At 45.0% G+C, this 22,550-nt stretch carries 20 protein-coding genes; all 20 read right to left on the bottom strand.

The genetic code is table 11. The features are described from left to right. Nucleotides 1-14 precede the first annotated feature (14 nt). The 20 genes from V6984_RS18690 to V6984_RS18785 all read right to left on the bottom strand — a co-directional run bounded on the left by V6984_RS18690 (nt 15) and on the right by V6984_RS18785 (nt 22,514). Nucleotides 15-1,040, bottom strand: coding sequence for a glycosyltransferase (locus tag V6984_RS18690; protein ID WP_342757110.1), 1,026 nt, complete (start codon nt 1,038-1,040; stop codon nt 15-17). Continuing rightward, entirely contained in the window at nt 1,003-1,926 is a 924-nt protein-coding gene (locus V6984_RS18695; RefSeq protein WP_342757111.1) for an alpha-1,2-fucosyltransferase, read from the bottom strand. The genes V6984_RS18690 and V6984_RS18695 overlap by 38 nt, the downstream gene beginning before the upstream one ends. A 15-nt stretch (nt 1,927-1,941) precedes the next feature. Then, nucleotides 1,942-3,816, bottom strand: coding sequence for an asparagine synthase (glutamine-hydrolyzing) (gene asnB / locus V6984_RS18700; RefSeq protein ID WP_342757112.1), 1,875 nt, complete (start codon nt 3,814-3,816; stop codon nt 1,942-1,944). A 13-nt stretch (nt 3,817-3,829) separates the two neighbouring features. After that, the gene (locus V6984_RS18705) at nt 3,830-4,906 is read right to left on the bottom strand and encodes an SGNH/GDSL hydrolase family protein (RefSeq protein WP_342757113.1); all 1,077 of its coding nucleotides are present in this window, start codon (nt 4,904-4,906) and stop codon (nt 3,830-3,832) included. Nucleotides 4,907-4,931: 25 nt separating this feature from the next. Further along, nucleotides 4,932-6,029, bottom strand: a complete 1,098-nt coding sequence (locus tag V6984_RS18710) for a glycosyltransferase (protein WP_342757114.1) — start codon at nt 6,027-6,029, stop codon at nt 4,932-4,934. Between the two features lie 16 nt (nt 6,030-6,045). Then, a complete protein-coding gene (gene asnB / locus V6984_RS18715) occupies nt 6,046-7,950 on the bottom strand; it encodes an asparagine synthase (glutamine-hydrolyzing) (RefSeq protein WP_342757115.1) in 1,905 nt (634 codons plus the stop codon). A gap of 26 nt (nt 7,951-7,976) precedes the next feature. Continuing rightward, entirely contained in the window at nt 7,977-8,729 is a 753-nt protein-coding gene (locus tag V6984_RS18720; protein ID WP_342757116.1) for a hypothetical protein, read from the bottom strand. A gap of 44 nt (nt 8,730-8,773) precedes the next feature. Then, nucleotides 8,774-9,904 (bottom strand): glycosyltransferase, encoded by a 1,131-nt coding sequence (locus tag V6984_RS18725; protein ID WP_342757117.1) that lies wholly within the window; start codon nt 9,902-9,904, stop codon nt 8,774-8,776. 184 nt (nt 9,905-10,088) lie between these two features. Then, nucleotides 10,089-10,811, bottom strand: a complete 723-nt coding sequence (locus V6984_RS18730; protein WP_342757118.1) for a glycosyltransferase — start codon at nt 10,809-10,811, stop codon at nt 10,089-10,091. 17 nt (nt 10,812-10,828) lie between these two features. Beyond that, complete coding sequence (locus V6984_RS18735) at nt 10,829-11,944, bottom strand: glycosyltransferase (protein WP_342757119.1); 1,116 nt, start codon at nt 11,942-11,944, stop codon at nt 10,829-10,831. 45 nt (nt 11,945-11,989) lie between these two features. After that, complete coding sequence (locus V6984_RS18740; protein WP_342757120.1) at nt 11,990-13,129, bottom strand: glycosyltransferase family 1 protein; 1,140 nt, start codon at nt 13,127-13,129, stop codon at nt 11,990-11,992. 36 nt (nt 13,130-13,165) lie between these two features. Beyond that, a complete protein-coding gene (locus tag V6984_RS18745) occupies nt 13,166-13,900 on the bottom strand; it encodes a DUF2334 domain-containing protein (RefSeq protein WP_342757121.1) in 735 nt (244 codons plus the stop codon). Nucleotides 13,901-13,917: 17 nt separating this feature from the next. Further along, the gene (locus V6984_RS18750) at nt 13,918-14,838 is read right to left on the bottom strand and encodes a methionyl-tRNA formyltransferase (protein ID WP_342757122.1); all 921 of its coding nucleotides are present in this window, start codon (nt 14,836-14,838) and stop codon (nt 13,918-13,920) included. A 42-nt stretch (nt 14,839-14,880) separates the two neighbouring features. Further along, nucleotides 14,881-15,861 carry an SDR family oxidoreductase gene (locus V6984_RS18755; protein ID WP_342757123.1) on the bottom strand — a complete coding sequence of 327 codons (981 nt, stop codon included), beginning with the start codon at nt 15,859-15,861 and terminating at the stop codon, nt 14,881-14,883. A 13-nt stretch (nt 15,862-15,874) separates the two neighbouring features. Further along, a complete protein-coding gene (locus V6984_RS18760) occupies nt 15,875-17,260 on the bottom strand; it encodes a hypothetical protein (protein ID WP_342757124.1) in 1,386 nt (461 codons plus the stop codon). Continuing rightward, nucleotides 17,260-18,576 (bottom strand): nucleotide sugar dehydrogenase, encoded by a 1,317-nt coding sequence (locus V6984_RS18765; protein ID WP_342757125.1) that lies wholly within the window; start codon nt 18,574-18,576, stop codon nt 17,260-17,262. The genes V6984_RS18760 and V6984_RS18765 overlap by 1 nt, the downstream gene beginning before the upstream one ends. Nucleotides 18,577-18,590: 14 nt before the next feature. Next, nucleotides 18,591-19,679 (bottom strand): glycosyltransferase family 4 protein, encoded by a 1,089-nt coding sequence (locus V6984_RS18770; RefSeq protein WP_342757126.1) that lies wholly within the window; start codon nt 19,677-19,679, stop codon nt 18,591-18,593. Further along, nucleotides 19,680-20,663 (bottom strand): ATP-grasp domain-containing protein, encoded by a 984-nt coding sequence (locus tag V6984_RS18775; protein WP_342757127.1) that lies wholly within the window; start codon nt 20,661-20,663, stop codon nt 19,680-19,682. After that, a complete protein-coding gene (locus V6984_RS18780; RefSeq protein ID WP_425324221.1) occupies nt 20,660-21,253 on the bottom strand; it encodes a sugar transferase in 594 nt (197 codons plus the stop codon). Before V6984_RS18780 ends, V6984_RS18775 begins: the two co-directional genes overlap by 4 nt. 82 nt (nt 21,254-21,335) lie before the next feature. After that, on the bottom strand, nt 21,336-22,514 hold the full coding sequence (locus V6984_RS18785) for an aminotransferase class I/II-fold pyridoxal phosphate-dependent enzyme (RefSeq protein ID WP_342757128.1): 1,179 nt from the start codon (nt 22,512-22,514) through the stop codon (nt 21,336-21,338). Between the last annotated feature and the right edge of the window lie 36 nt (nt 22,515-22,550).

Consider the following 22,550-nt stretch of genomic DNA (forward strand, 5'->3'; position numbering starts at 1 on the left):
ATAATTGTCTCCTATTACGCTTTGTTCCGAATCGGAATCACATATTTATCATACAGCTTCACCACGAAGTAATACCCATAAGGCCAAGCTAACGCCAGTTTCATCCGGGCCTTGTCCCCTATTGCGACATACTTCTTTTTGTGTATCCTCCGGATGCTTTCCTTCTCTTTTCTAAGCTGCGAAACGATTTCCTTCGCGAATTCCCTCGTAGCGGCACTATCCATAAAATCTATATAATAAAACAGCATCCGGCGATAGAAATGATACGCCGCCTTATCGGAAAGCTCCGTCATGCCTGACTCTGCAATGTAAGCAATCTGCTCCCTCCAAAAGGGAATCTCGTCCCGAAGTCTTCTTTGCCCTGCTTTTTCATTCATAATGCTTCCCTCTCGGTCCAGCACATAATTATAATAAGGCGTGTCCAGATAAACCAGCCGATTCATGCGGCAAAAGGCTTTCGTAGTAAACATGATGTCCTCGGAATTCTTTCCTACAGGAAAACGCATATCCTTAATCAGATCTGCAGCAAAAAGCTTGCTCCACACGGAATTATATATCACGTATTTTTCATCTCCGCAGACATACGCCTCCAACGCTTTCTTTTTGGATAATAATACACTATTACCCGAGGATGCGTCAATCATCCCCGCTTCCTCACATTGCCCTGAATATCTTATCTGTTTATAGCGGCACACCGCCACCTGGGCAGCCTCCCTTTCGCAAGCACAGTACATTGCCAGATACATATCCTTATCGATCCAGTCGTCTCCATCCACAAAGCCGATATATTCGCCGGCAGCCACATCCATCCCTGCATTTCTCGCATCGGACAAACCGCCGTTTTTTTTGTGCACTACCTTTATTCTGCCGTCTATCTTCTCATAACTATCGCAGATATCCGGTGAACTGTCGGTAGAGCCGTCGTCCACCAGTATGATTTCCAGCTTCGAATAAGTCTGCGCCAAAAGGGAGTCCACGCACCTTGGCAGATATGCTTCTATATTATAAATTGGCACTATTATTGATATCAATTTTTCCATACGCATCAATCCTAACCATATCCGGCGTGAAAATATCGTGACATTCACGCGTATTCAGCCATTTTTCAGGAGCAATCACGCATTTAGCTGACGCGGTTCCAAGCCATGCCCCCCACCAGCTAAAGCTGCTGTTGGCAATAATATGATGCCTGCATTTGCTCATCAGCATCAAATCGATATACCCCGTAGACTCCTGTGTTCCCTTTATTACCGTAAATGCCGGCTCCTCATCTGCTTTCTGCTTTGTCTCGCACCATTTTTCCGCCCAGAGGACATCATTGGTAAATACGAAAAAATGTGCCGTCTTGTACTTATCCTTTATATAATCTATCGCTTTATCATAGTAAGCATCGGTACAGATGCCGCCGTATACGTCTGCCGCCTGAAGATAATCCCCACGCCTTATATGAACGCTGACAGAAAGACTCTCTGCAATTTCCTTTTCATAGCCTTCAATCTGCTCTTCTATCTCCACCGGTATCCGGACATTCCGGAAGCGGAACGCTTCCCTTACTTCTTTTTCAATATCCTTAAAGTACTTCTCGCTCTGAAAGTTTCCGCACAAGTAAGCAGAATCTCTTCTCAGCACCTCTTCATCGTAATCGAAGGACGCTTCGGTATACTGCCTACTCTTTCGTCCAAACAGCTTCCTCCTGACTCTGGCCGTAAAATCCAGGGAGCCGTCTGTTATTTCTACCACTTCATCCTTCGTCGCCTTCGGATAATCGATGCCGAATACCGGAAGCATAATAGGCCTTGCGTTATCCAGTTCATACTCCGTCACATCATCGAACTTCACTTCTCTGCCGAGAGAAACGAGCTTCAAATAGAGTGAGTACTGAAACATCTGATTCCCGATTCCTCCGGACATTCGAATTATATTCATCAATGACCACACCTTTCACATCAGCATCCACTCCTGAAACATCAATATAAACCATATCTGGATACGCCAAACACCGTTCTTCGTATAATCGTCCCAAATCTGCCATACTACGTCGGCATCGAGGATCCCCTGCTGTTCCAGAGTCTTTCTGTCTATAAGGGACTCCGCCCAGCCTCTAAGCTCCGGCTCCAGAAGCCACTTATCGATCGGTATGCTGAAGCCCTTTTTGGGACGCTCCATCATCTCCCGGGGAACATATTTGTACAGCACATCCCTAAGAACCTTTTTCCCCGTCTTTCCCTGGCGTTTATACTCAATAGGAAGCGTCCATGCGAATTCCACCACATCCTTATCCAGCATAGGGACTCTCGTTTCGAGGGAAACTGCCATCGCCGCCCGGTCCACCTTTACAAGGATATCGTCGGGATGGTACATGAGCATATCCATCAGCATGATGTTATGGTTCACTTCTTCCATGTAATGGGTAAACTGACTGTATTTATACGGGCTGTCGGAATGCGACCTGCTGATCTTCTTCGTAAGCGAATCCGTTTCATAAGAAATTTCATATAGCCTGCCCGGCGTCTTAGCACCTAAAAGGGCTGCTTTCGTACGGTAAATCTGATTTTTGGCAAGAGGGCTGTGAAGAACCAGCTCACTGCAAGGCTTTCTTATATAATACGGTATGCCCTTCATCTTATTCCAGATACGGCTTACCGACTCATAGGACGTATAGCCGCCGAATAGCTCATCCCCCGCATCTCCGCTCAAGGAAACCGTCACATGCTCCTTCGTCATCTTACTCACAAGATAAGTGGGAATCTGGGATGAATCGGCAAAAGGTTCGCCGAACATGTAACCCAGCTTTGGAATCACATCGATGGCATCCTGCTTTGTAATATACAGCTCCGTATGATCCGTTCCCAGATGCTTCGCTATCTCTTTCGCCGCCGCCGCTTCATTGTACCCTTCCTCGGTCATTCCGATAGTAAAGCTCCGCACCTTGTTATTATTCAGAGACTGCATCAGCGCTACAATCGTACTGCTGTCGATTCCTGCGGACAAAAAGGCGCCTACCGGCACATCCGCCACCATCTGTTCCTTTATGGACTCTTTCAAAAGACGTTCCAGCTCCTCTGCCGCTTCCTCTTCGCTGCCCGTAAATAAACACGATTGTCCTTTCACCGCCGCTTCCTTCATAGACCAATAGGAGGATATAGAAATATTTTCCTTATGGTAAGGCGCTTCTATTTTTAAAATGCTGCCCGCCTCTAATTTATAAATATCCTTATAAATGGAATAGGGCGCCGGAATATATCCATGAGTGAAATAAATGTCCAGCACCGAAGTATTGATCTCATTTTTGAAGTTTTCCAAAGCAGCGATACAGCCTATCTCAGAAGCGAAAGCAAAGGTATCGTTGCCTGCAAATCCATAATAGAGCGGTTTTTCTCCCACTCTATCCCTTACCAAAAATAACACCCGTTCTTTTTTGTCATATAAGGCGATAGCGAACATGCCCTTGCACATTCCGATGGCTTGCTCCACACCATAAGCCTCCATCGCCTCTAAAAGCACTTCCGTATCGCAGGTCCCTCTGAACTGAGCAACCTTTTCTTCTTCCAGAAGCTTTTTCGCAATCATTTTATAATTATAGATTTCTCCGTTGAATACTATGACAAAACGCCCGCTGCTGGATTCCATCGGCTGAGCGCCGGTAGGAGTCAGGTCCATGATAGATAGTCTCTGGTGTCCCAGCACCACATCCCCCTCTTCGCTTCTCCATACACCGGAAGCATCCGGCCCTCTATGAAGCATGCGGTGGTTCATTCTGTCTATATTGCCGTTCCAGTCACCTTTTAAGTTGCAAAATCCCGCAATACCACACATATCCCTGTCTCCTTTATTCTTCTGCTGTCACTTCCGCAAAATCGCCGTTTTCAATTCGCAAGGCAATTGTCTGTTCCGCTTCTTCATACATGCTTTTCCACTGCTCATATGAAGCATCCCATTTGGCATAGCGGTCATCGCCTCTTTTATCTTCTAAAGAATAATTGCTTATGACATAATCCGTCAGAAATGACGTGCACTTTTTAGCCCCTAAAGCATTAGTATGTCCGCCGTAATCGCTGAAATCGGATGTGAAGTCCAGACCGATCTCTTCATAATAATCGTTCATATTCAAAAACTTATAGCCGTAACTTTCGATAATATCCGTCATATAATTGTACATCATTTGCTTTTCTACCTCCATTACCGTCGGAGAAAGAATAAATAACGACTGTAATTTTTCTTCCTTCAAATAGTCGAGCAGATCATACAAATGCTTCTCCTGCTCTTCGGGCATCGGGGTTTTCTGCGTAATCGCAGAGGTATCCACCGCTTCGCAGGGCCCTACTTCATCTGTCATCACATATCCCTTTTGTCCGTCCAGAAGCTCATAGCGAAAGCATGCCAGCTGTTTCGGCAGCACCATCGTCTTCCAGTTAGAATGATATTTAAAAATATCGAAATAATACGTATAACGCTCTGACGGTTCTTCTACCATGGCATTTATGGTCTTTATCCGGTTCCACGAGTATTTCATGTTGTCGGTAACGCCTCTGGTATAAGCCATATTGTTGGTAAGATCCGTTTCACTGGCCGTATACATACGCATTTCGAATACATATAACGACGGTCTCTGCGTCTTTCTTACTTCATCCACCATGTAGATTCCTGCTACCGGCCTTTGCAGATTGCTGGAGATGGGGTACGCCGTTATGCCGTATTCTCCCCACATCTGCGGGGTGGAATAATAGGGATATACGGGGCTTGAGCCTATCATGACCACATCTATCGTGTCCTTCGGCTCTGCGTAAAATCCCGTAAACCTATCCTTCACATCTCCGTTGGTCCGTATAATATAAGTAACGGTAAGAAGGATATATATGAAAATAATGATAAAAATTGCCGATTTCGCCGCTTGCTTTACAGTCATTTTTATACCCTTGCTTCTTTCAACTTCATCCTCGCATTATTTTTTCCAAATAATTTTTCCATGCCCGGTTTATGACTTCCGGATTGAATTCTTCTTTCACTTTTGAAGCATTTTTGCCCATTTTTTTTGCATAATCCATGTTATCTAATAGTTTTTGCAAGTTTTCCGCCAATTGCTTCCAGTCACCGGTCGGGATTAACAGACCGTTTTCTCCATGGTCAATTAACTCTCCAGGCCCGCCGGGCGGACAGTCCGTAGAAATAACAGGTATTCCCAAAGCCATAGCCTCCAAAAGCGTATTGGGCATCCCCTCGGAATAAGAGGATAGCACGAATACCGACGCCTTATAAATGGCATCCTCTACGTTAGATATGGCTCCCGGCAGCTTAACCCGCTGCGAAAGTCCCAAATCGGCGGCATATTCGGTCAGCTTCTGCCGCAGCTGCCCTTCTCCGTATATGATGAGCTTATAGTCCGGATATCTGTCTGCAATTTCCGCGAATGCCCGGATAATCATTTCATGGTTCTTGTTGGCGTCCACCCGTCCTACGGCTACAATCTGTTTCTCTCGCTCTCCTTCATAGCCTTCCTTTATAAATGCAGGATTAAGAGAGTTTTTAAGTATAACTGCCTTTTTACTCACCGCTTTTGGGAAAAACGTCAGACAGCTTTTCGTCTGCAGAACAATGCCCTCTGCCAGTCGAAAGACGTATCTTGCCGCCAATCTAAGTCCCGGAGAGTAATATTCCAGTTCCGGTTCGCCCCGTACCGACACTACTACGGGTATACGCAAAAAGCGGGAAGTCAGTATCGCCATAATATTGTTCTTACCGATAAAGGATAAAATCAGGTCGGGCTTTTCCTGTTTCCATATGCTTCGAAGCTTCATAAAGCGCCCGTAGAAATTGGCTGCCCTGCCCTTTCCTATCTCCTCTCCGTCGATATCCGACAGAACCCTGCTTATGCCGTCGCTTATCGTATATTCGTTCTCTGCACGGTACTGGGTCACGATAGTTACCAGATAGCCCTGTGCATAGAAGTATTCGGCGAGATTGACTAACACTCTTTCGGAACCGCCTTTATTTAACGAACTTATAAATAGAGCCAAGTGTTTCTTGTCCAAAAAATTATCCCTTTCTTTATTTAAAATAGTATTGGTACCACTGCTCAAATATAAAGAAGGACCAAGAAAGTTTGGAATAATTGGCACCGGTAGCGGGACCTCCGTCGCCGGTTTTGATATACTCCCGAATCATATTGGATACATAAGCAGAATCGAAGATTCCCTGCTTTTCCAGGTAATCCCTTTCACTGTAGGAAAGGAGCTGCTCTTTCAAAGGACCTCTCAGCCACTTGTCGAGGGGTACTCCAAACCCCACCTTCGGCCTGTCCAAAAGCTCCTTTGGTATATAGTCATACGCAATATCCTTCAAAATATGTTTTTTATCCCCTTTATAGAACTTATACTCATGGGGAATCCTATAAGAATATTCCATAACGTCTCTATCGAGAATAGGACATCTGGCCTCAAGAGAATACTTCATGGAAGCTCTGTCCACCTTGCAGAGAATATCTCCCGGAAGGTAAGTATCCATATCTAAAAGCATCCTGCGAATCTGCCATTTGCTTTCTCCATATTTGCTTTCTATCTCATAGTGGCAGGGAAGTTCACTGCCGTCGTTCTTCACCATTGCGCCTGCACGCATGATATAATTACTGGCACCGAATTGCGTCTTCGTCTCTTTGTTCCGGTTCTCCGCTATAACACGCACGCGAAAAGGAAGTTTCTTTGAAAGTCCCGCCTTATTTATAAAAGGAAGGCCGCAGATTCCATGTACCGCGGCTCCAGCCATATCCAGCATCTGCGCCTGAGCCACATTTTCATAGATATTATAGCCACAGAAAAATTCATCGCCGCCGTCGCCGGAAAGTGCCACAGTCACGTGTTCTCTCGCCAGCGCAGAAACGAGCATAGATGGTATCTGAGAACTATCGGCAAAGGGCTCATCATAATACTTAGGTATGCTCTCCACCAAGTCGAACATCTGCTTTTCATCGATATACAGCTCCGTATGGTTTGTCCCGAGATAATCCGCCACTTCTTTCGCATACTTGGCCTCATTATATCTTTCCTCCTGAAAGCCGATAGAAAAGGTCTTAACGGGTTCTGAAGAATGCTCCTGTGCCATGGCTGTGATCAAAGAGGAATCATATCCGCCGCTCAGAAAGGAACCCAGCGGAACATCCGCTATCATCCGGGAGGCAGTCGCTTTTTTTAAGAGCTCCTTCAGTTCCCCTTTGGCCTGCGCATAATCCGTAACCATATGCTGCCTTTGCTTAGCATATACATCCTTGATATCCCAATACTTCCATGTTTCTTTCGTAAGGGCAAGAGATTTACTGTTCACAGAAACCCTCAGAATAGCTCCCGGTTCAAGCTTATATACATTTTCGAAAATCGTCTCCGGCGCATTGATATACTGCTGATACAAATAACGGGAAATGACTTCCTTTTTTATCTTCTTTTCAAAACCCGGATAGGACATGATCGGCTTCAGCTCGGAAGCGAAAACAAGTTCAGCTCCATTCTCCATATAGTACATGGGCTTCTTCCCGATGCAATCCCGAATCAGGTACAGTTCTTCTTTCTCCCTATCCAATAAGGCGATGGCGAACATACCATTAAAAAAGTCCACACAGCTTATTCCCCATTTCAAATAAGCAGCGATGATCACCTCCGTATCACAGGTAGAACAAAACGAATAATCGGACAAATTCTCTCTCAGCTCATGGAAATTATAGATTTCACCGTTAAACACCACGCTGATACGCCCGTTATCCGAGTGCATCGGCTGATGTCCTAAGGCAGACAAATCCTGAATGGAAAGTCTGCGCTGAGCCAGTCCCACGCTATAGCCGTCTTTCAGCCCATAGATTTCTTCCCCGCTGTCGTTAGGGCCTCTATGATACATTGTGTCATTCATTTCCTTTAGTTGTGTCAGTTTTATATCTTGCCTTGACACAAATCCGCATATACCGCACATCCCGGTACCTCCTGCCGTGTTCTTGCCTACCTAATTTCCAAGAAACTGTCCCTGTATTCCGCGAAATCCTTGCACTCTCTGTCGATGCTGTCGATAAGCTCTATATATTTTTCGCGCACTAATGTCTTGTAATTTTCATAATTATCATATCCTTTTTTCGTCCATGCGAAAGGATGGGTCAGAATCTGCACTTTGTCATATCCTAAGATATTCTTCTCGTCGGGATAGCCATATCTCCATATATGATTGGCATCAGACATATATTTTACTCCGAGCTTGGAATCCTCCGTCACATTTTCCGCAAAAGTAAAGAAGTTGTCCTGATATGCGTTGATAATGCCGGGAAGCTTAATATTCTCAGCCAGAATTGCCGGTGAAGGTCTATGAACTGAGAACTGGGATATTTCAAAACCCAGCATCTCGCTTAGCATGTGCATCTCCTTTACAATTTGTCTGCGGACCTCCTGCATATCCGTCATTCCGTTCAACGCGAAATGAAGGCCGATATTCTGCCCTCTTTCATGCATATCGCATATCATATCCCTGTTTTTTCTGGACAACAGATTATAGGAATTGTTCGTCCACTGGAAAAAGAAGGTGGATGTGAAATCCATGGAAGATTCCACTTTAGCCAAGTCATACGCCCTCTCCACGCTGTATTCCACATCATGGCGCATAATAATGAACTTATCCCTATAAAGAGCCTCCTCATAATCCGCCTGTAAGCCGGTGGACTTAATAATTCTTATAATCTCTTTGTAATCCTCGAATGAAAACATCTTTCTGCTCCTTTATCAATTTCTGTATCTACTCTTAATATGCTTTACCGCTTATTTTTACTGCAAATCTCATCAATATAATCCTGCCATTGCTCAAATATTGCCTTAGAATTGGCGATTTCACAAATCCTTCTTGCGTTATCTCCCAGTTCTTCCGCATATTCAGGATTCTCAATCAGCTTGTTCATTCCCTCCTCTAATGCCTTCTGATCCTTGATCTCAATCAGCAGGCCGTTTACTCCGTCTTCCATTACGGTACGAGGACCACCGCAGGGGCAGTCGGTGGCGACGATGGGAAGTCCTAATGCCATCGCTTCTAACAGCGCATTGGGCAATCCCTCCCAATCGGAGGAAAAAGCGTACAAAGCCGCATCGTTCAAATCCTTCTCCAGGGAATCGCTGCCGCCCATTAGCTTTATATAATCTCCGGCATGATTTTCTTCGATAATACTCTCGAGAATTTCCTTCGTACCGTCAAAGGAATCCGGACCATATATCTTGAGCATATAATCAGGATGCTTCTTATGGACCTGAATAAATGCCCGAAGCAGCATCGGCTGATTCTTAAAGTCTACCAGCCTTCCCGACTGCACCACCTCTTTTGTACGGTTTGTGGGTTTCGGAACACCAATATATTTATCGTGCAGCGGATTTAATATGATTCGCGAATTTTTTTGTAAATAAGGCGCAAAAAACTCCCGTTGACCCTCCGTTTGGAACACACATCCGGCCGCTCTCGGAAACAGAAGCGGGATCTGCAGCTTGTCCGAGACAGCGTCATAATGCCCCACCGGGTCAGTCCGAATAGATATGATAATAGGCACCCTCATAAAAAAGGAGGCCATCAGCGCCCTATAGTTTGCCCTCTGGGCAAAGGCTATGAGAACGTCAGGCCTTTCTTTTTTCATAAAGGCTCTCAGATGAAAAATCCTTAAAAAAAACTGTATCGCCCGAGATCTCTTTTCATCTTCCATATTGAGTCCCACATGGACCCGTCTTATCCGCTCATCTATCTGAAATTCATTTTCTCCATACCACTGCGTGGCAATAAGCACCTCGTATCCTTCTTTCGCAAATTGATTCGCCAAGTTAGACACTACCCTCTCGGCTCCACCCTGCTCCAGACAGTTTAAGTGAAACGCTATTTTTCGCTTTTCCAATACTTCATACCTCATACAGCTTCGCTTCGCAGGACCAAAAGCTCCTGCGAATTCGTACTTATAATACTACCTATAATACTTCCCAATTTTACCACATTCATATAGTAAGCGCAAATTAAAATACTATGACCACTGCCGACCGTCGGCAGATGCATGGAAAGAAGGATATGCGCCAGCATATCCTTCTTATTTTTACTGTTTATAAATGATTGACTGTATGTACGTTTTTTTCATTCTTTTTCAGTTCGAATAAAATTCTGAGTGCTTCGGTGACTGACTTCATCCGAAAACTGGATTCGGAGCCTATATAATGAATGGGCACTTCTACCGTATGGTAATTACGACAATAATACCTCATTTCAGTCTGATACATATGACCCTTAGAAAGGAATTTGTCCAAATCCATATTTTCCAGTACATTCCTCTGGAATCCCTCAAATCCGCTGGTCATATCCTTCAGGCTCGTTCCAAGTACCACGTTGGCCAGAATAGTACCTCCAGAACTCAAAATTCTCCTGTATAACGGATGGTTGCTTATGCCACCCCCATTTACAAAACGCGACCCCCAGACGCATTCATAACCCTCTTCCAACTTTTCTATAAACTGAGGTACTTCTGCCGGCAGATGACTGCCTCCGCCGTCCATCTCAATAATTTGCCCCGCTCCATCCGCCAGTGCACGGCGGAAACCCTCCAAATAGCAGCTGATAACACCATATGATTCCTTATAGAAAATAAGCTTTACCTTATCCGTCTTTTGCTCAAAATCTTCCACAATCTTCTGCGTCTTGTCCTTGGAGTAATTGTCCATAACCGGATATATATATAAATTGTCATAGCCTAACGACAAAATCTCATCGAGAACTTTTGCAATTGTCGCTTCTTCATTCGCTATCGGCATTACAATAATCGTTTTTTTCACTTTTAATATCCCTTCATCTACATTTCTATCTGCTTTTTTAGGATTTCCACATAAGCCTTATTCGAAAAGTCTCCGGCACGTCTAATGGCGGCTCTTTTATAGCTCTCATAGCTTTCCTTATGTGTCATCATCCTCATTATCTCTTCATACAACCCCTGTTCCTCTTCGGAAATGGATGTCTCATCCAGATTCTTTTCCGGGCTCATATTCGGTATGAGCACGCCATAGCTGCTATTTACCAGTATTTCTCCCGGCCCCGTCATACAATCTGTAGCAATGACCGGGATCCCTAACGCCATAGCTTCCAAAAGAGCGTTGGGAAAACCTTCGTTGTAGGAGGTCAGGACATAAACTTCAGCCGCCTTTAAGTAAGGGAAAGGATTTTTCTTCATTCCCGGAAAATAAACATAATCACCAATTCCCAAACGCTTGGCAAGACTCAGATATTCTTCGAAATCGCCGTCCCCGATAATCATCAGTTTCACATCCGGAATATCCTTCTGCAAAAGCGAAAAGCTTTTGATCAGATGCCAATAGCCCTTCACATCATCCTCCCGCCCCATGGAAACGATAATATGCCCCGTATTCTCCCATGGTAATCTGGGCTGCTGCATGGACGCGCTTTTCTGTATTTCCTCCACATCCAGCGGATTATATAGGGTAATTGCCTTCCGGCAGTTGTATTTGGTACGGATTTCCTCCTCGATCAGCTTGGAGCAGCATAATATTTTGTCCGAAAGCCTGCAAAGCAGCCTGATTTTCCTTTCGTTCTCCATATCCATGTAACTTCTTATTCCTACCCATACCTGCTCACCCCTGCGGGAAAAGACATTTACCACATTTGCCGACGGTCCGAAGCTGTATGCAATATCGATTCTCAGTTTTTTCTTCATTCTGCCCACCGCAAAGCTGCGTTTCAGAACGTTGAAGAGCTTGCCGGCCATATCCTTTTTCACGCCCATATGTAAGTCGATTACATTCAACCCTTTGATATCATAAGCGATATCCTTGGAATCGAACATCACTATGTATACGTCGTAAAACGGCTCCAACAACCGCGCCGTCGCTACGCATACTCTTTCGAACCCTCCCTGATGAAGCATTGGGACTATCAGCATGATTTTTTTCTTCATGATTACCTCCGTTCGCAATTCATAAAGCGGCTACCTGATTTACTATCACATTTTTCCTGTCTTATAAAAGCCTTCCATCTTCGCCGCTTGTTCCTTTACATCGAATCCGGCTTCCTTTATCGTTTCATACATGTCACATCTTACATATAAGGCATTTTCTAAGATATATTTCGCCCATAAATCTGCAGGTTCGTCTATGCTTTCGTAATGAACAAGCCGGCAAATCCCTACTTCCGGTGTAATCTTATCGGATATCATACACCTAAGTCCTGCTGCCTGAGCCTCCACTACGGTTCCGGGAAGTCCTTCAAAGCGGGAGGGAAAAACAAAAAAGTCCATCGCCTGATAATAGTTCTCCACATCTTTTTTGTTCCCCATAAAAAGTACATCCTCTTCCAGCCCAAACGCCTTAACCTGCTGTCGTATAGGCTCCATTCCTGCTCCGTCTCCCAGCAGGAGAAGTACGGCCCTTACATTCCTTTCCTTCATTCCGGCATGCAGAGAAGAAAATACTTCCAGCAAATATTCATGGTTCTTCGCATAATGGAACCTCCCCACATGTCCGATTACATAGCAATCTTCTATACCCAGTTCTTTCCTGAGTTTATCCCTCATCTCTTCATTATAAATATATTTCTCCAAAGCGATGGCATTGGGCAGCACCACCGCTTTCTTACTCTTCCCCCATTTTCTTCCAAAAACTGCTGCTCCTGCCTCTTTTGAGCAGGCAAAGCAATAATCCGCCCGTTTTAACAGCGGTAACCGCAGCAACTTGGTAATGATACCCTTCACTCCCTTGTCCACCCCTGCGCTCCTCGCATGGGCAACTCCTATGGGAATCCCCGCTTTTTTCGCGACAGGCAGATAAAGGGAAGCGGTGCTGGTCATGTGTCCCTGCACAAGCGCGAATTGGTGATGCATCTTAAAAAAATCCTTGATCGCTCTTTTATACTGAATATAATTATATACCTTAAACTTGGGCAGCACGAAAATTCTTCCGCCAAGCGACTTTATCTCTTCGTCATAATATTCTGCTTTTCTTGCCTCCACACATTCGGCGTGCACAAGAAAATCGAACTGTATTTCTTCTCTGTCCATGCAACGGTACAAGTCCATGATGCGGCTCTCCGCTCCTCCCAGACTCACTCCTCCGAACACATGCAGTATACGAATGGGCTGTGCCATAATTTATACCTCATATCCACTTTATCAGACGCTAAATCACAAAATTTTCACCAGCAGACGCTTCGCCGACGCCATTACATATTCGGCAACATTTTGGATACAGCCTCTTCTCACCGCCGGCAGCTTCAGATATTCTTCATAGGAGATCATTTCCGAACACTGGAATATACTTCGGCATCTGTCAAAATCTGAATCCTTCATGGTATTCGTATGGACCACCATGGTTGTAACTCCCTCTTTCTTCTTCATGCTGCTGCTTAGCCTGAAGGAAATCGGATAGAAAATGATTCCTCCGCGCATATACGGCTTAGTGCCGAAACCATCTGTGAGCTTCGTAAATCCCAGTTCCTTAAGTGCACGAAGAGTATTCCTGTCATAAGAATGTGCCGGGGCCATGAAAATATCCGTTTCAATTCCATGCGAAACGAAAATGCCCTTGCCTGCCTCCAGCATACTTTTCTGCTGCTCCAGACTTAATCCTGCAAATTCCGAAAAACGGTTTAACGGAAAGCAGCCGCCCTTTTTTTGTGTATATAAGTGCTGATATCCATGCAGGGCTACCGTCCAGCCTTCGCTTTTCCATACGCTGACCTGTTCCCAGAAATGCTCCTCCGGCGAGCCTCCGTTTAAGGCTGCACCTTTATCCTTATTCAGATTCTCATCCCGGTTATCCGGAACGATCCCTACTAACGGTTTTACCCCGTATTCTTTAAGAAGTCCCCGAAATCTCTCAAAGTTCTCCCAATCCATGCGAGGTGTTATATCATCCATTCGAACAGCGATTTTCATTACTCCAGCACATCTCCCGTCACAAGCTCTTTTTTGCATTCGTACCGTTCAATCAAAAGCGAACCATCCACAGTGCGTACTACCGGCTTTCCGTCAAAGACATCCACCACTTCTCCCGGCGCATAGGCCGAAAAATCTATAATCTCATCGAAGGGATGAGCTTCCCATATCGTAACCTTCTGTTCCTTGCACATCGCAAATGCCCCCGGAAAAGGAGCTGCCACACCGCGAATCAAGTTATAAATATTTCTTGTACGGTCATGAAAATCTATTTTGCCATCTGCTGCGGTTCGTTTATTATACCATGAATCGAAGTCCTTAGACTCCGTCCTTAAAACGATATTCTTCTCCGCATAAGCCTTTAGCAGTTTGCTTATCAGGCTCTTGGAGCAAATCATATTTTTATACTGAGCCGTGCGAATATCATCGTGAGGCGTTATGGAAAACATCTCCGTAGCAAATACGTTAGGGCTGTCCGCATTCTCATCATAGCGGAAAAGATTCAAATTAAATCTCGTATCCCCGTTGATCATAGACCAATTTAACGGAGACCGCCCGCGCCCAAAGGGCAAATAGCCGCAATTGCCGTGAAAGCCATATACGCCATATTTAAACTTTTCCAGCACGTAAGCGGGAATCAGGCGCTGCCACCCCATGGATATCGCTATTTCGAATTCATTCTCCGCCATGAAGCTGCGGGTCTTTTCATCTGTGAGGAAATAGCTCTCCGCCTCAAATACCGGAATTTGATATTTTTCCGTCAGCACGGACAACCCCTTAAAACCCGAAACCTGATTTTTATTCAGCACGTCCTTATGGATAGTAATGACCAAATCCACCGGACAGATATTATGATGAATGAATTCCACAATGTTTTCCGACGTATCCTTTACGCCGAATACTACAACTTTATATTTCATACCCAGCTCCCTATTACCTTGCCGCTGCCTGGTCTGGCAGCTTTACAGCAGCAAATTCTCTTTATACCAGTCGATTGCCAAGCTGATTCCTTTCGCGAAGTCGTACTCCGGATCATAGCCCAAAAGCTTCCTCGCTTTGGATATATCCGCATTGGAATCCCGGATGTCCCCAAGCCTGTCCGGCCCGAAATTCGGTTCCACTTCTTTTCCGAGAGCCTTACATAAATTATAATATACGTCAATTAAATATTCTCTTCCTCCCGCGCCAATATTGAAGGCATTCCCTCCCGCTTCACCGGATGCAAGGCAGGCTCTTAAATTGGCCTCAATAACATTGTCGATATAAGTAAAATCACGGGACTGCTTTCCGTCTCCGTTGATAGTAGGCACTTCTCCGTTTAACAGCATACGGATAAACTTAGGAATCACCGCGGCATATGCACCATCCGGGTCCTGCCTTCTTCCGAATACATTGAAATAACGCAGGCCGTAGGTATCCAGACCATACAGCTCCTTATACAGTCTTCCGTATTCCTCATCCACCTTTTTGGTCAAAGCATAAGGGGATAACACCTTGCCTTCTGCCCCTTCCTTCTTCGGGAGCTGCGGATGATCCCCATATACAGAGGAACTGGAAGCATAAACGAATTTTTTCACTCCGTTTTGCCTGCAGGCTTCCATCATATTCAGTGTACCACGGATATTTATTTCTTCATACAAAAGCGGCATCTCGATGCTTCTGGGCACACTTCCCCAGGCTGCCTGGTTCATGCAGTAATCCACGCCCTTTGTAGCTTCCAGACAAGTATCCGGTTCTCTGATATCTCCCTTTATAAAGGTAAATTTTTCGTTTGCCGTAAGGTGCTCTATATTCTCATATTTACCGGTGGATAAGTTGTCCAGACACCTTACCGCATATCCCATTCCTATCAGCGCTTCGCAGATGTTAGAACCGATGAATCCGGCTCCTCCCGTTACGAGAAAAACACTGTCTCTTTCAAATTTCAACTCTTTATATCCCATGTTTTTTGCTCCTTTATATTCTCCGAACTTTAGTTCTCAGCCACTCCACCAGCAATATGAAATATGCCGTATAGAATGCGGAAAACCCATAAATCATATACCGTGACAGCGCCATAATCGTTAGTGATACCGCAAATACATTAGCCGCTATCGCCAAAAGGGAAAGTGCCATCAGCCATGCGCTGCCACTTATCCTTCCTTCCTCGCGAAGTGATCTTCGTATCCGCCATATAGTCATGGCAATTGCCGACAGGTAGAGAAGAAACGCTACCCAGTTTATGACAGGGTGTATTACCGCAATGCTCCGGATAAGCCCATACCCGGCAATCAGCAGATAATCGGCAAACCACCTGCCGAAACATTCCGGCAATATGCCCGCGATAATCTTTCCTGCCACTTCATCAGCCATCAGGTTTTGCGTAATATAATCGCTGGTCACCGTTTTATCGTATGTCTGATAAAAAACATCCTCTATCATTTCATACTTTACGGTGTCATGCCACTGCTCTATATGCTCCACCTTTTCCCGCCATGAATCGCCTGCATACTTGTAATTGGCCTGACGCGCCTCGGTAAGGTCGTACATTTGATAGAAAAAGACCCGTGCCTCTTCATCCTTTATGTTTTCTCCATCCTCTCTGTCTGCAGCATAGAGTATATTGGTCAGGGTATTTACCGTCCCATAGGTATTGTTAATAAAACGGCCATTAAAAACTAAGTTGTAGCTCTTTACCGCCACCGATCTTCCAAAAAAAGCTACTGCTACGATAAGAAGCACCGCTCCCACAAGACGCAGCGTGAGAGCTCCGTTTTTTACTCTGACCACAAAAAGCTTCACACAGACGGAAACTGCCCAAAGCAAAAGAGTCACCATCATCTGGCTTCTGGTAAGGGACAGCAATAAGGCCAGTATAAGAGCAAGCCACACGGATTGTATTTCATCCGCAGATTCTTCTCCATCCGTTAATATTTTGAAGCATTCCAACAAAAATAAGGTGAAAAGAGGAATACACAGCGCTTCACTCATTACGGAATTCGTAATGAATAAATGCAGGGAGGAGAAGTATTTCGTAACCATATGGGGCATTATCCCCAAAAGAACTACTACTATTTCCTCAAAGAATCGTAAAGAAAATTTCTTCGCCATATATTCCGCAAACAGCCATATGCTAAACGCGGCCAATAAGTTCTGGATGATTCCCATCGCCGTAAGCCATACTTCACCAAACAGTTCCCGAAGGCATAAGAGAAAAAGGGGATACAGCGGTTCTCTGTGAATGTGCATCTTAATATACTGATCAGAGTCGTTGTATACGCCCGGTCCGAATATGGCGAACATTCCGAGAAATAATGCGGCAAGTACTATTAATAGTCCGCCGGATTTCATGTTTTTTGTCATTACAGTCTCCAATATAGAAATTCGCCGTCCGAATAAGCCCTCTTATCGAATAAGCCCTTGAGGTCCATCAACACCTTCTGCTCATGCTCCTCATGGAAAAAGCCTGCGATTTTCTCCCTGGACAATTCAAGGAATTGTGAATGAGCCACAGCTACGATGACCGCGTCCATATTCCGGATTTCCTCCATAACATGGAAGTCGATCCCATAGAGCTTCTTCGCCTCTCCTGAATCCGCCGCCGGATCTACCACGATCGGGGTGATTCCATATTCCTCTAATTCTTTATATATATCGATAACTTTGGTATTCCTTGTATCTGGGCAGTTCTCTTTGAAGGTAAATCCTAATATTGCCACTCGCGCGCCTTTTACCGGGATATTAGTTTTGATCAAGTTTTTTACAAGGCTTTCTGCCACATATTTTCCCATGTCGTCATTGATGCGGCGGCCCGAAAGGATGATTTGTGAATGATATCCCAGCTGTTCGGCTTTATATGTCAGATAGTAAGGATCCACACCAATGCAATGTCCTCCTACGAGCCCCGGGAAAAATTTGAGGAAATTCCACTTTGTACCTGCTGCCTCTAAAACAGCCTTTGTATCGATCCCCATTCTATGGAATATGATGGACAACTCGTTCATAAAAGCGATATTAATATCCCTCTGGCTATTTTCAATTACTTTGGCCGCTTCCGCCACCTTGATGGATTCCGCCCTATACACCCCGGCCTCTACCACCAGCTCGTACACCTTCGCGATGGTATCTAACGTCTCCTCATCCATACCGGATACAATCTTAACGATAGTTTCCAGCCTGTGTACCTTATCGCCCGGATTAATTCTTTCCGGGGAATAGCCTATTTTAAAATCTACGCCGCATTTTAATCCCGATTCCTTTTCCAGGATGGGAACACATATCTCTTCGGTAACTCCGGGATACACTGTGGATTCAAATACGACAATAGAGCCTCTCGTCAGGTTCTGTCCAAGCAGGCGGCTTGCGCCCTCCACCGGGGAAAGGTCAGGGGTATGGTCGTCGTTTACCGGAGTCGGGACTGCCACGATGTGGAATTTCGCTCCCTTTAGCTTGTCCGCATCTGCGGTAAATTCTACGGATGTGCTTTTGATTACCTCCGTACCCACTTCGTTAGTAGGATCTACTCCCGACTTATACAGCTCTATCTTCTCCTTATTTAAGTCGAAACCAACCACCTTTATCTTTCTTGCAAAGGCTACCGCAATCGGCATACCTACATATCCGAGACCGACCAATGAGAGTTTTTCCTCTCCGCTTACAAGTTTCTCGTATAAATCCATCTTCTTATCCTCCATTATGAGTTATATAATATCGTGTTAATTTCACTTATATAAGAATCGATGACAGAATTTCTGTCGAATTCACATTCCATCTTCTCCCTGGCCGCTTTTCCCATATGTGCCTGCTCTTCTTTAGATAATGCGAGAAACTTCTCCATAGCCCGGATCAAATCGTCTGCATTGCCGGGAGTGAAGCCAAAGCCCGTCACCTCCTCCTCAAAAGCCTCCCTGCATCCGCTGATATTGGAAGCGATTACCGGACGTCCCGTAGCCGCCGCCTCTATAAGCGCATTCGACATGCCTTCGTGAAACGATGCCACCACAATAGCGTCTGCCTTTGCTATATAAGAATGTACTTCCGTTTGGAAACCCCACTGACTGATAATTCCTTTTTCTGTATATTCATCCAGCATTTCCTGATAATCTTCATCACAATAACCCATTACTGCAAATTCGATATCCTCTCTATGCAGCCTGACCGCCGCTTCCAGATATTCCAGGATGCCGCGCTCCTTCATTACCCTTCCAATAAAAAGGAAGGTAGTCCTTACGCCCATAGGATATGGCTCGAAAGAATGTCTTTTAAGATTCACTCCGGAGCCGTTTACCATCCGCTCTTTTTTCCCGGCAATGCGATAACCGGAAAAAATATTCCTGTTCTCAGCATTTTGAAAAAAAATACACTCCGCCTTTTTAAGACCTGTCCGGTACATATGGACAATCATCTTAAGGAAAAGGCCTTCCTTGTCAAAAGCTCCGCCCAGCCCCGTTATCGTAGTGATATAGGGTACTTTCAAAAGCCTGCTGGCGAAACCTCCGTATATGTTCGGCTTTATAGTATAAGTAATCACCATATCCGGCTTTATATGTTTTATCAGCCTCCGGTAGGCCACGAAAAGCTTCATGTCCTCCTTCACATCCATTCCCCTTCTGTTAATAGGTGTTTCGACAATCTCACACCCTTCTTCCTGAAGTTCGGCAGTCTTGGTCTGATCCGGAAGGCTGATGATTACCCTATGACTTTCCAGCAGTCTAAGGAGCAGCTCATTTCGAAAATCGTAAAGCCCGCCCGAGGAATTGGTTAAAATTAATATTATACCCATCTACTCTATCATCTCCGTATCGCTCATGTCTTTGATCATAACCTCATTATATTTCATCATACAGACCCCTGCTTTATAGCTGCCCACGGTATAGGGATTGCTTTCTCCCTTTAAGTTACGGATTACCTGCTTCGGCATATTCACGCCGCACTCATGGGCATGGGGATAGCCTCCGCCAAATCGGGGATTCACTTCGGAAATGTAATAAATGTCTCCAATCTTAAAGATGTCCATATCTATCATACCACAGAACCCACATTTTTCCACAAATTTTTCTATCGCGGAAAAAAGCTCCTTATCTTTATATGATATGGCTTTATCAGTCTCTCCGGCACGCATTTTTATCTTTTCTTTCACAAAAATCGAGGTGCACTTGCCGCTTTGCATGTCTACATAGACATCTGCTCCATACTCCGTCCCGTTCATGAATTCCTGAATCATCAGGTCATCATACAATCCGAAAAGGACTTCCAGCTCCTCTTTCCCGTATACCTTGTTTATATGCATGCTGGCGCTTCCCTTTATCGGCTTCACAAATACCGGGTAAGAAAGTTCGCCATTCCCCTCGGCAAGATAAAAAGCCTCCTTATCGACAAAGCATCTTCCCGTGGGAATCTCCATCTGCGTAAGCAGCTCATACATTTTATATTTATCGAAACAGGTTTCCACCAGTTCATAGGGGGAAATGATAGGAGTCGTTCCTGCCTCAAGAAACCTCTCTCTTTCTCTGGCAAGCAGACTAAGCTCCGGGTCGATTAAAGAGAAAGCTCCATCGATCTGTTCCTTCTTGCATATGTCCAGCACGATATCCAGATAATCGGGCGCATCGATACGCGGAACGAGATAAAATTTATCCGCTTCATAAATCGCAGGAGCGAGAACGGAGCAGTCCGTCGCTATGACTCTGCCCGTTTCCGCCAGCTCCTTCTTAAAATATTGCACGACCTTATTTCTCGTTCCCGCACTTAAAATCAATATATTCATACGTTGTTTTCAATCCTTTCAAGGCTTCCGGTCTCTTCCAGTCTTTTCTTCCTGATTTCAGCAAAATTGCCCTCTGTCACATTGGTATCCTCCGCCACATCACCTCGTCCGAGCACTGTCCGCACGGTCAGCCACAGTACCTTCATATCCATGCCAAAAGAAAGATTTCTCACGTACTCCACATCCTTCTTAAAACGACTGTCCCAATCGATGAAGTTCCGTCCGCTTACCTGAGCCAGTCCGGTAAGCCCGGGACGCACCGTATGGCGCAGTTTCTCTTCCTCCGTGTAATAAGGCAGATAGGAGACAAGAAGAGGCCTGGGGCCAATGATACTCATATCTCCCGTTAATATATTCAGAAGCTCGGGAAGTTCATCCAGACTGGTGGCACGAAGAATTTTGCCGAATTTCGTAAGCCTGATGCTATCAGGCAAGAGGTTTCCATTCTCATCCCTTTTATCTGTCATCGTTCGGAATTTGCAAAGAGTAAAGACCTTCTCATTCTTCCCCGGCCTCTCCTGCTTGAAAAAAACGGGACTTCCGAGCTTTGTCCTAACGAGTACAGCCAGCACGAAAAATAAAGGAGACAAGATAACGATTCCTATAAGCGCTAATAAGAAATCCAGTATTCTTTTTACATATCTTCCATATACCGTAATAGCCGTTACCTCCTTAATAAACCAAAAACCTGTTACTGCTCACTCCGTTCTCAGTAACAAAAACCTTTCTCACAATACTGATTATCCGGTCCATATCTTCCTGCGTATTCTTGATGTCGCTGGGAAGGCACAAGCCTCTGTTGAAAATATCCTCAGATACGCTTATCATACCGTCTTTTTCTTCCGAAAGAGAAATAAAATCATATTCCTGAAATACAGGCTGCAGGTGCATCGGCTTCCAAATAGGCCGGCACTCGATATTCTCTGCCTCAAGTGCATCCATGATCATATCAGGAGTAACTCTGCAGCCCGCTTTTATCGTCATGCAGGACAGCCAGTTATTGGCATCCCCATCCGGATTCAACGGATTCATAGTAATCTCCGGTATGTCCGAAAAAGCTTCCTGATACCGCTTATAAATAGCTTTTTTAAGTGCCTTGTGTTCGTCCAGCGACAAAAGCTGCCCCCTGCCGATTCCCGCCGTCACGTTGCTCATGCGGTAATTGTAGCCAATCTGAGAATGCTGATAATGTCTGGCAGGGTCTCTGGCCTGTGTAGATAAGAACCGTGCCTTTTCTATCATTTCCTCCTCCTCGGACACAAGCATACCCCCTCCCGAGGTCGTAATGATCTTATTGCCGTTAAAGGAATAAATACCGAACCTGCCGAAGGTTCCGGTATGTTTTCCCTTATATGTGCTGCTCAGGGATTCTGCCGCATCCTCTATAACCACGGTACCCTTCCCGGCACAGATCTCCATGATCTCCTGAAGCTTTGCCGGAGTTCCATATAAATGAACGATGATGACCGCTTTGGGAGAAGGATATTTTTCATAAGCCTTCTTCAGCGCTTCCGGAGACATATTCCACGTTTCTTCCTCCGAATCTATGAATACGGGCGTGGCGTTTTCATACATGACCGGATTGCAGGTTGCGGAAAAGGTGAGAGATGGAACAAATATAATATCTTCCTTTTTTACACCAAGCAAGCGCAGTGCGAGATGAATCGCCGCGGTCCCCGAACTTAAGGCTGCCGCATAAGGTATGTTCACATACTCCGCCAGTTCTTTTTCAAAACTGTTTACGTTAGGACCGAGAGGAGCCACCCAGTTAGTATCGAATGCCTCTTTTACGAATTCCTGCTCCTTTCCGTGCATGGTAGGAGAAGACAGGTATATCCTCTTGTTTTCCATTGATAAAACGCCTCTTTTCTTTTATAAAATAACCTG

The sequence above is a fragment of the Kineothrix sp. IPX-CK genome, assembly GCF_039134705.1.
Lineage (GTDB): Bacteria > Bacillota > Clostridia > Lachnospirales > Lachnospiraceae > Kineothrix > Kineothrix sedimenti.

Coding starts and splice junctions, on each gene's coding strand:
- V6984_RS18750 (WP_342757122.1), bottom strand. CDS start 14,838: ATGAAATATAAAGTTGTAGTATTCGGCGTAAAGGATACGTCGGAAAAC.
- V6984_RS18745 (WP_342757121.1), bottom strand. CDS start 13,900: ATGGATGATATAACACCTCGCATGGATTGGGAGAACTTTGAGAGATTT.
- V6984_RS18690 (WP_342757110.1), bottom strand. CDS start 1,040: ATGGAAAAATTGATATCAATAATAGTGCCAATTTATAATATAGAAGCA.
- V6984_RS18775 (WP_342757127.1), bottom strand. CDS start 20,663: ATGAATATATTGATTTTAAGTGCGGGAACGAGAAATAAGGTCGTGCAA.
- V6984_RS18720 (WP_342757116.1), bottom strand. CDS start 8,729: ATGTTTTCATTCGAGGATTACAAAGAGATTATAAGAATTATTAAGTCC.
- V6984_RS18765 (WP_342757125.1), bottom strand. CDS start 18,576: ATGGATTTATACGAGAAACTTGTAAGCGGAGAGGAAAAACTCTCATTG.
- V6984_RS18770 (WP_342757126.1), bottom strand. CDS start 19,679: ATGGGTATAATATTAATTTTAACCAATTCCTCGGGCGGGCTTTACGAT.
- asnB (WP_342757115.1), bottom strand. CDS start 7,950: ATGTGCGGTATATGCGGATTTGTGTCAAGGCAAGATATAAAACTGACA.
- V6984_RS18760 (WP_342757124.1), bottom strand. CDS start 17,260: ATGACAAAAAACATGAAATCCGGCGGACTATTAATAGTACTTGCCGCA.
- V6984_RS18785 (WP_342757128.1), bottom strand. CDS start 22,514: ATGGAAAACAAGAGGATATACCTGTCTTCTCCTACCATGCACGGAAAG.
- V6984_RS18735 (WP_342757119.1), bottom strand. CDS start 11,944: ATGAAGAAAAAAATCATGCTGATAGTCCCAATGCTTCATCAGGGAGGG.
- V6984_RS18755 (WP_342757123.1), bottom strand. CDS start 15,861: ATGGGATATAAAGAGTTGAAATTTGAAAGAGACAGTGTTTTTCTCGTA.
- V6984_RS18725 (WP_342757117.1), bottom strand. CDS start 9,904: ATGAGGTATGAAGTATTGGAAAAGCGAAAAATAGCGTTTCACTTAAAC.
- V6984_RS18695 (WP_342757111.1), bottom strand. CDS start 1,926: ATGAATATAATTCGAATGTCCGGAGGAATCGGGAATCAGATGTTTCAG.
- V6984_RS18705 (WP_342757113.1), bottom strand. CDS start 4,906: ATGACTGTAAAGCAAGCGGCGAAATCGGCAATTTTTATCATTATTTTC.
- V6984_RS18740 (WP_342757120.1), bottom strand. CDS start 13,129: ATGGCACAGCCCATTCGTATACTGCATGTGTTCGGAGGAGTGAGTCTG.
- asnB (WP_342757112.1), bottom strand. CDS start 3,816: ATGTGTGGTATTGCGGGATTTTGCAACTTAAAAGGTGACTGGAACGGC.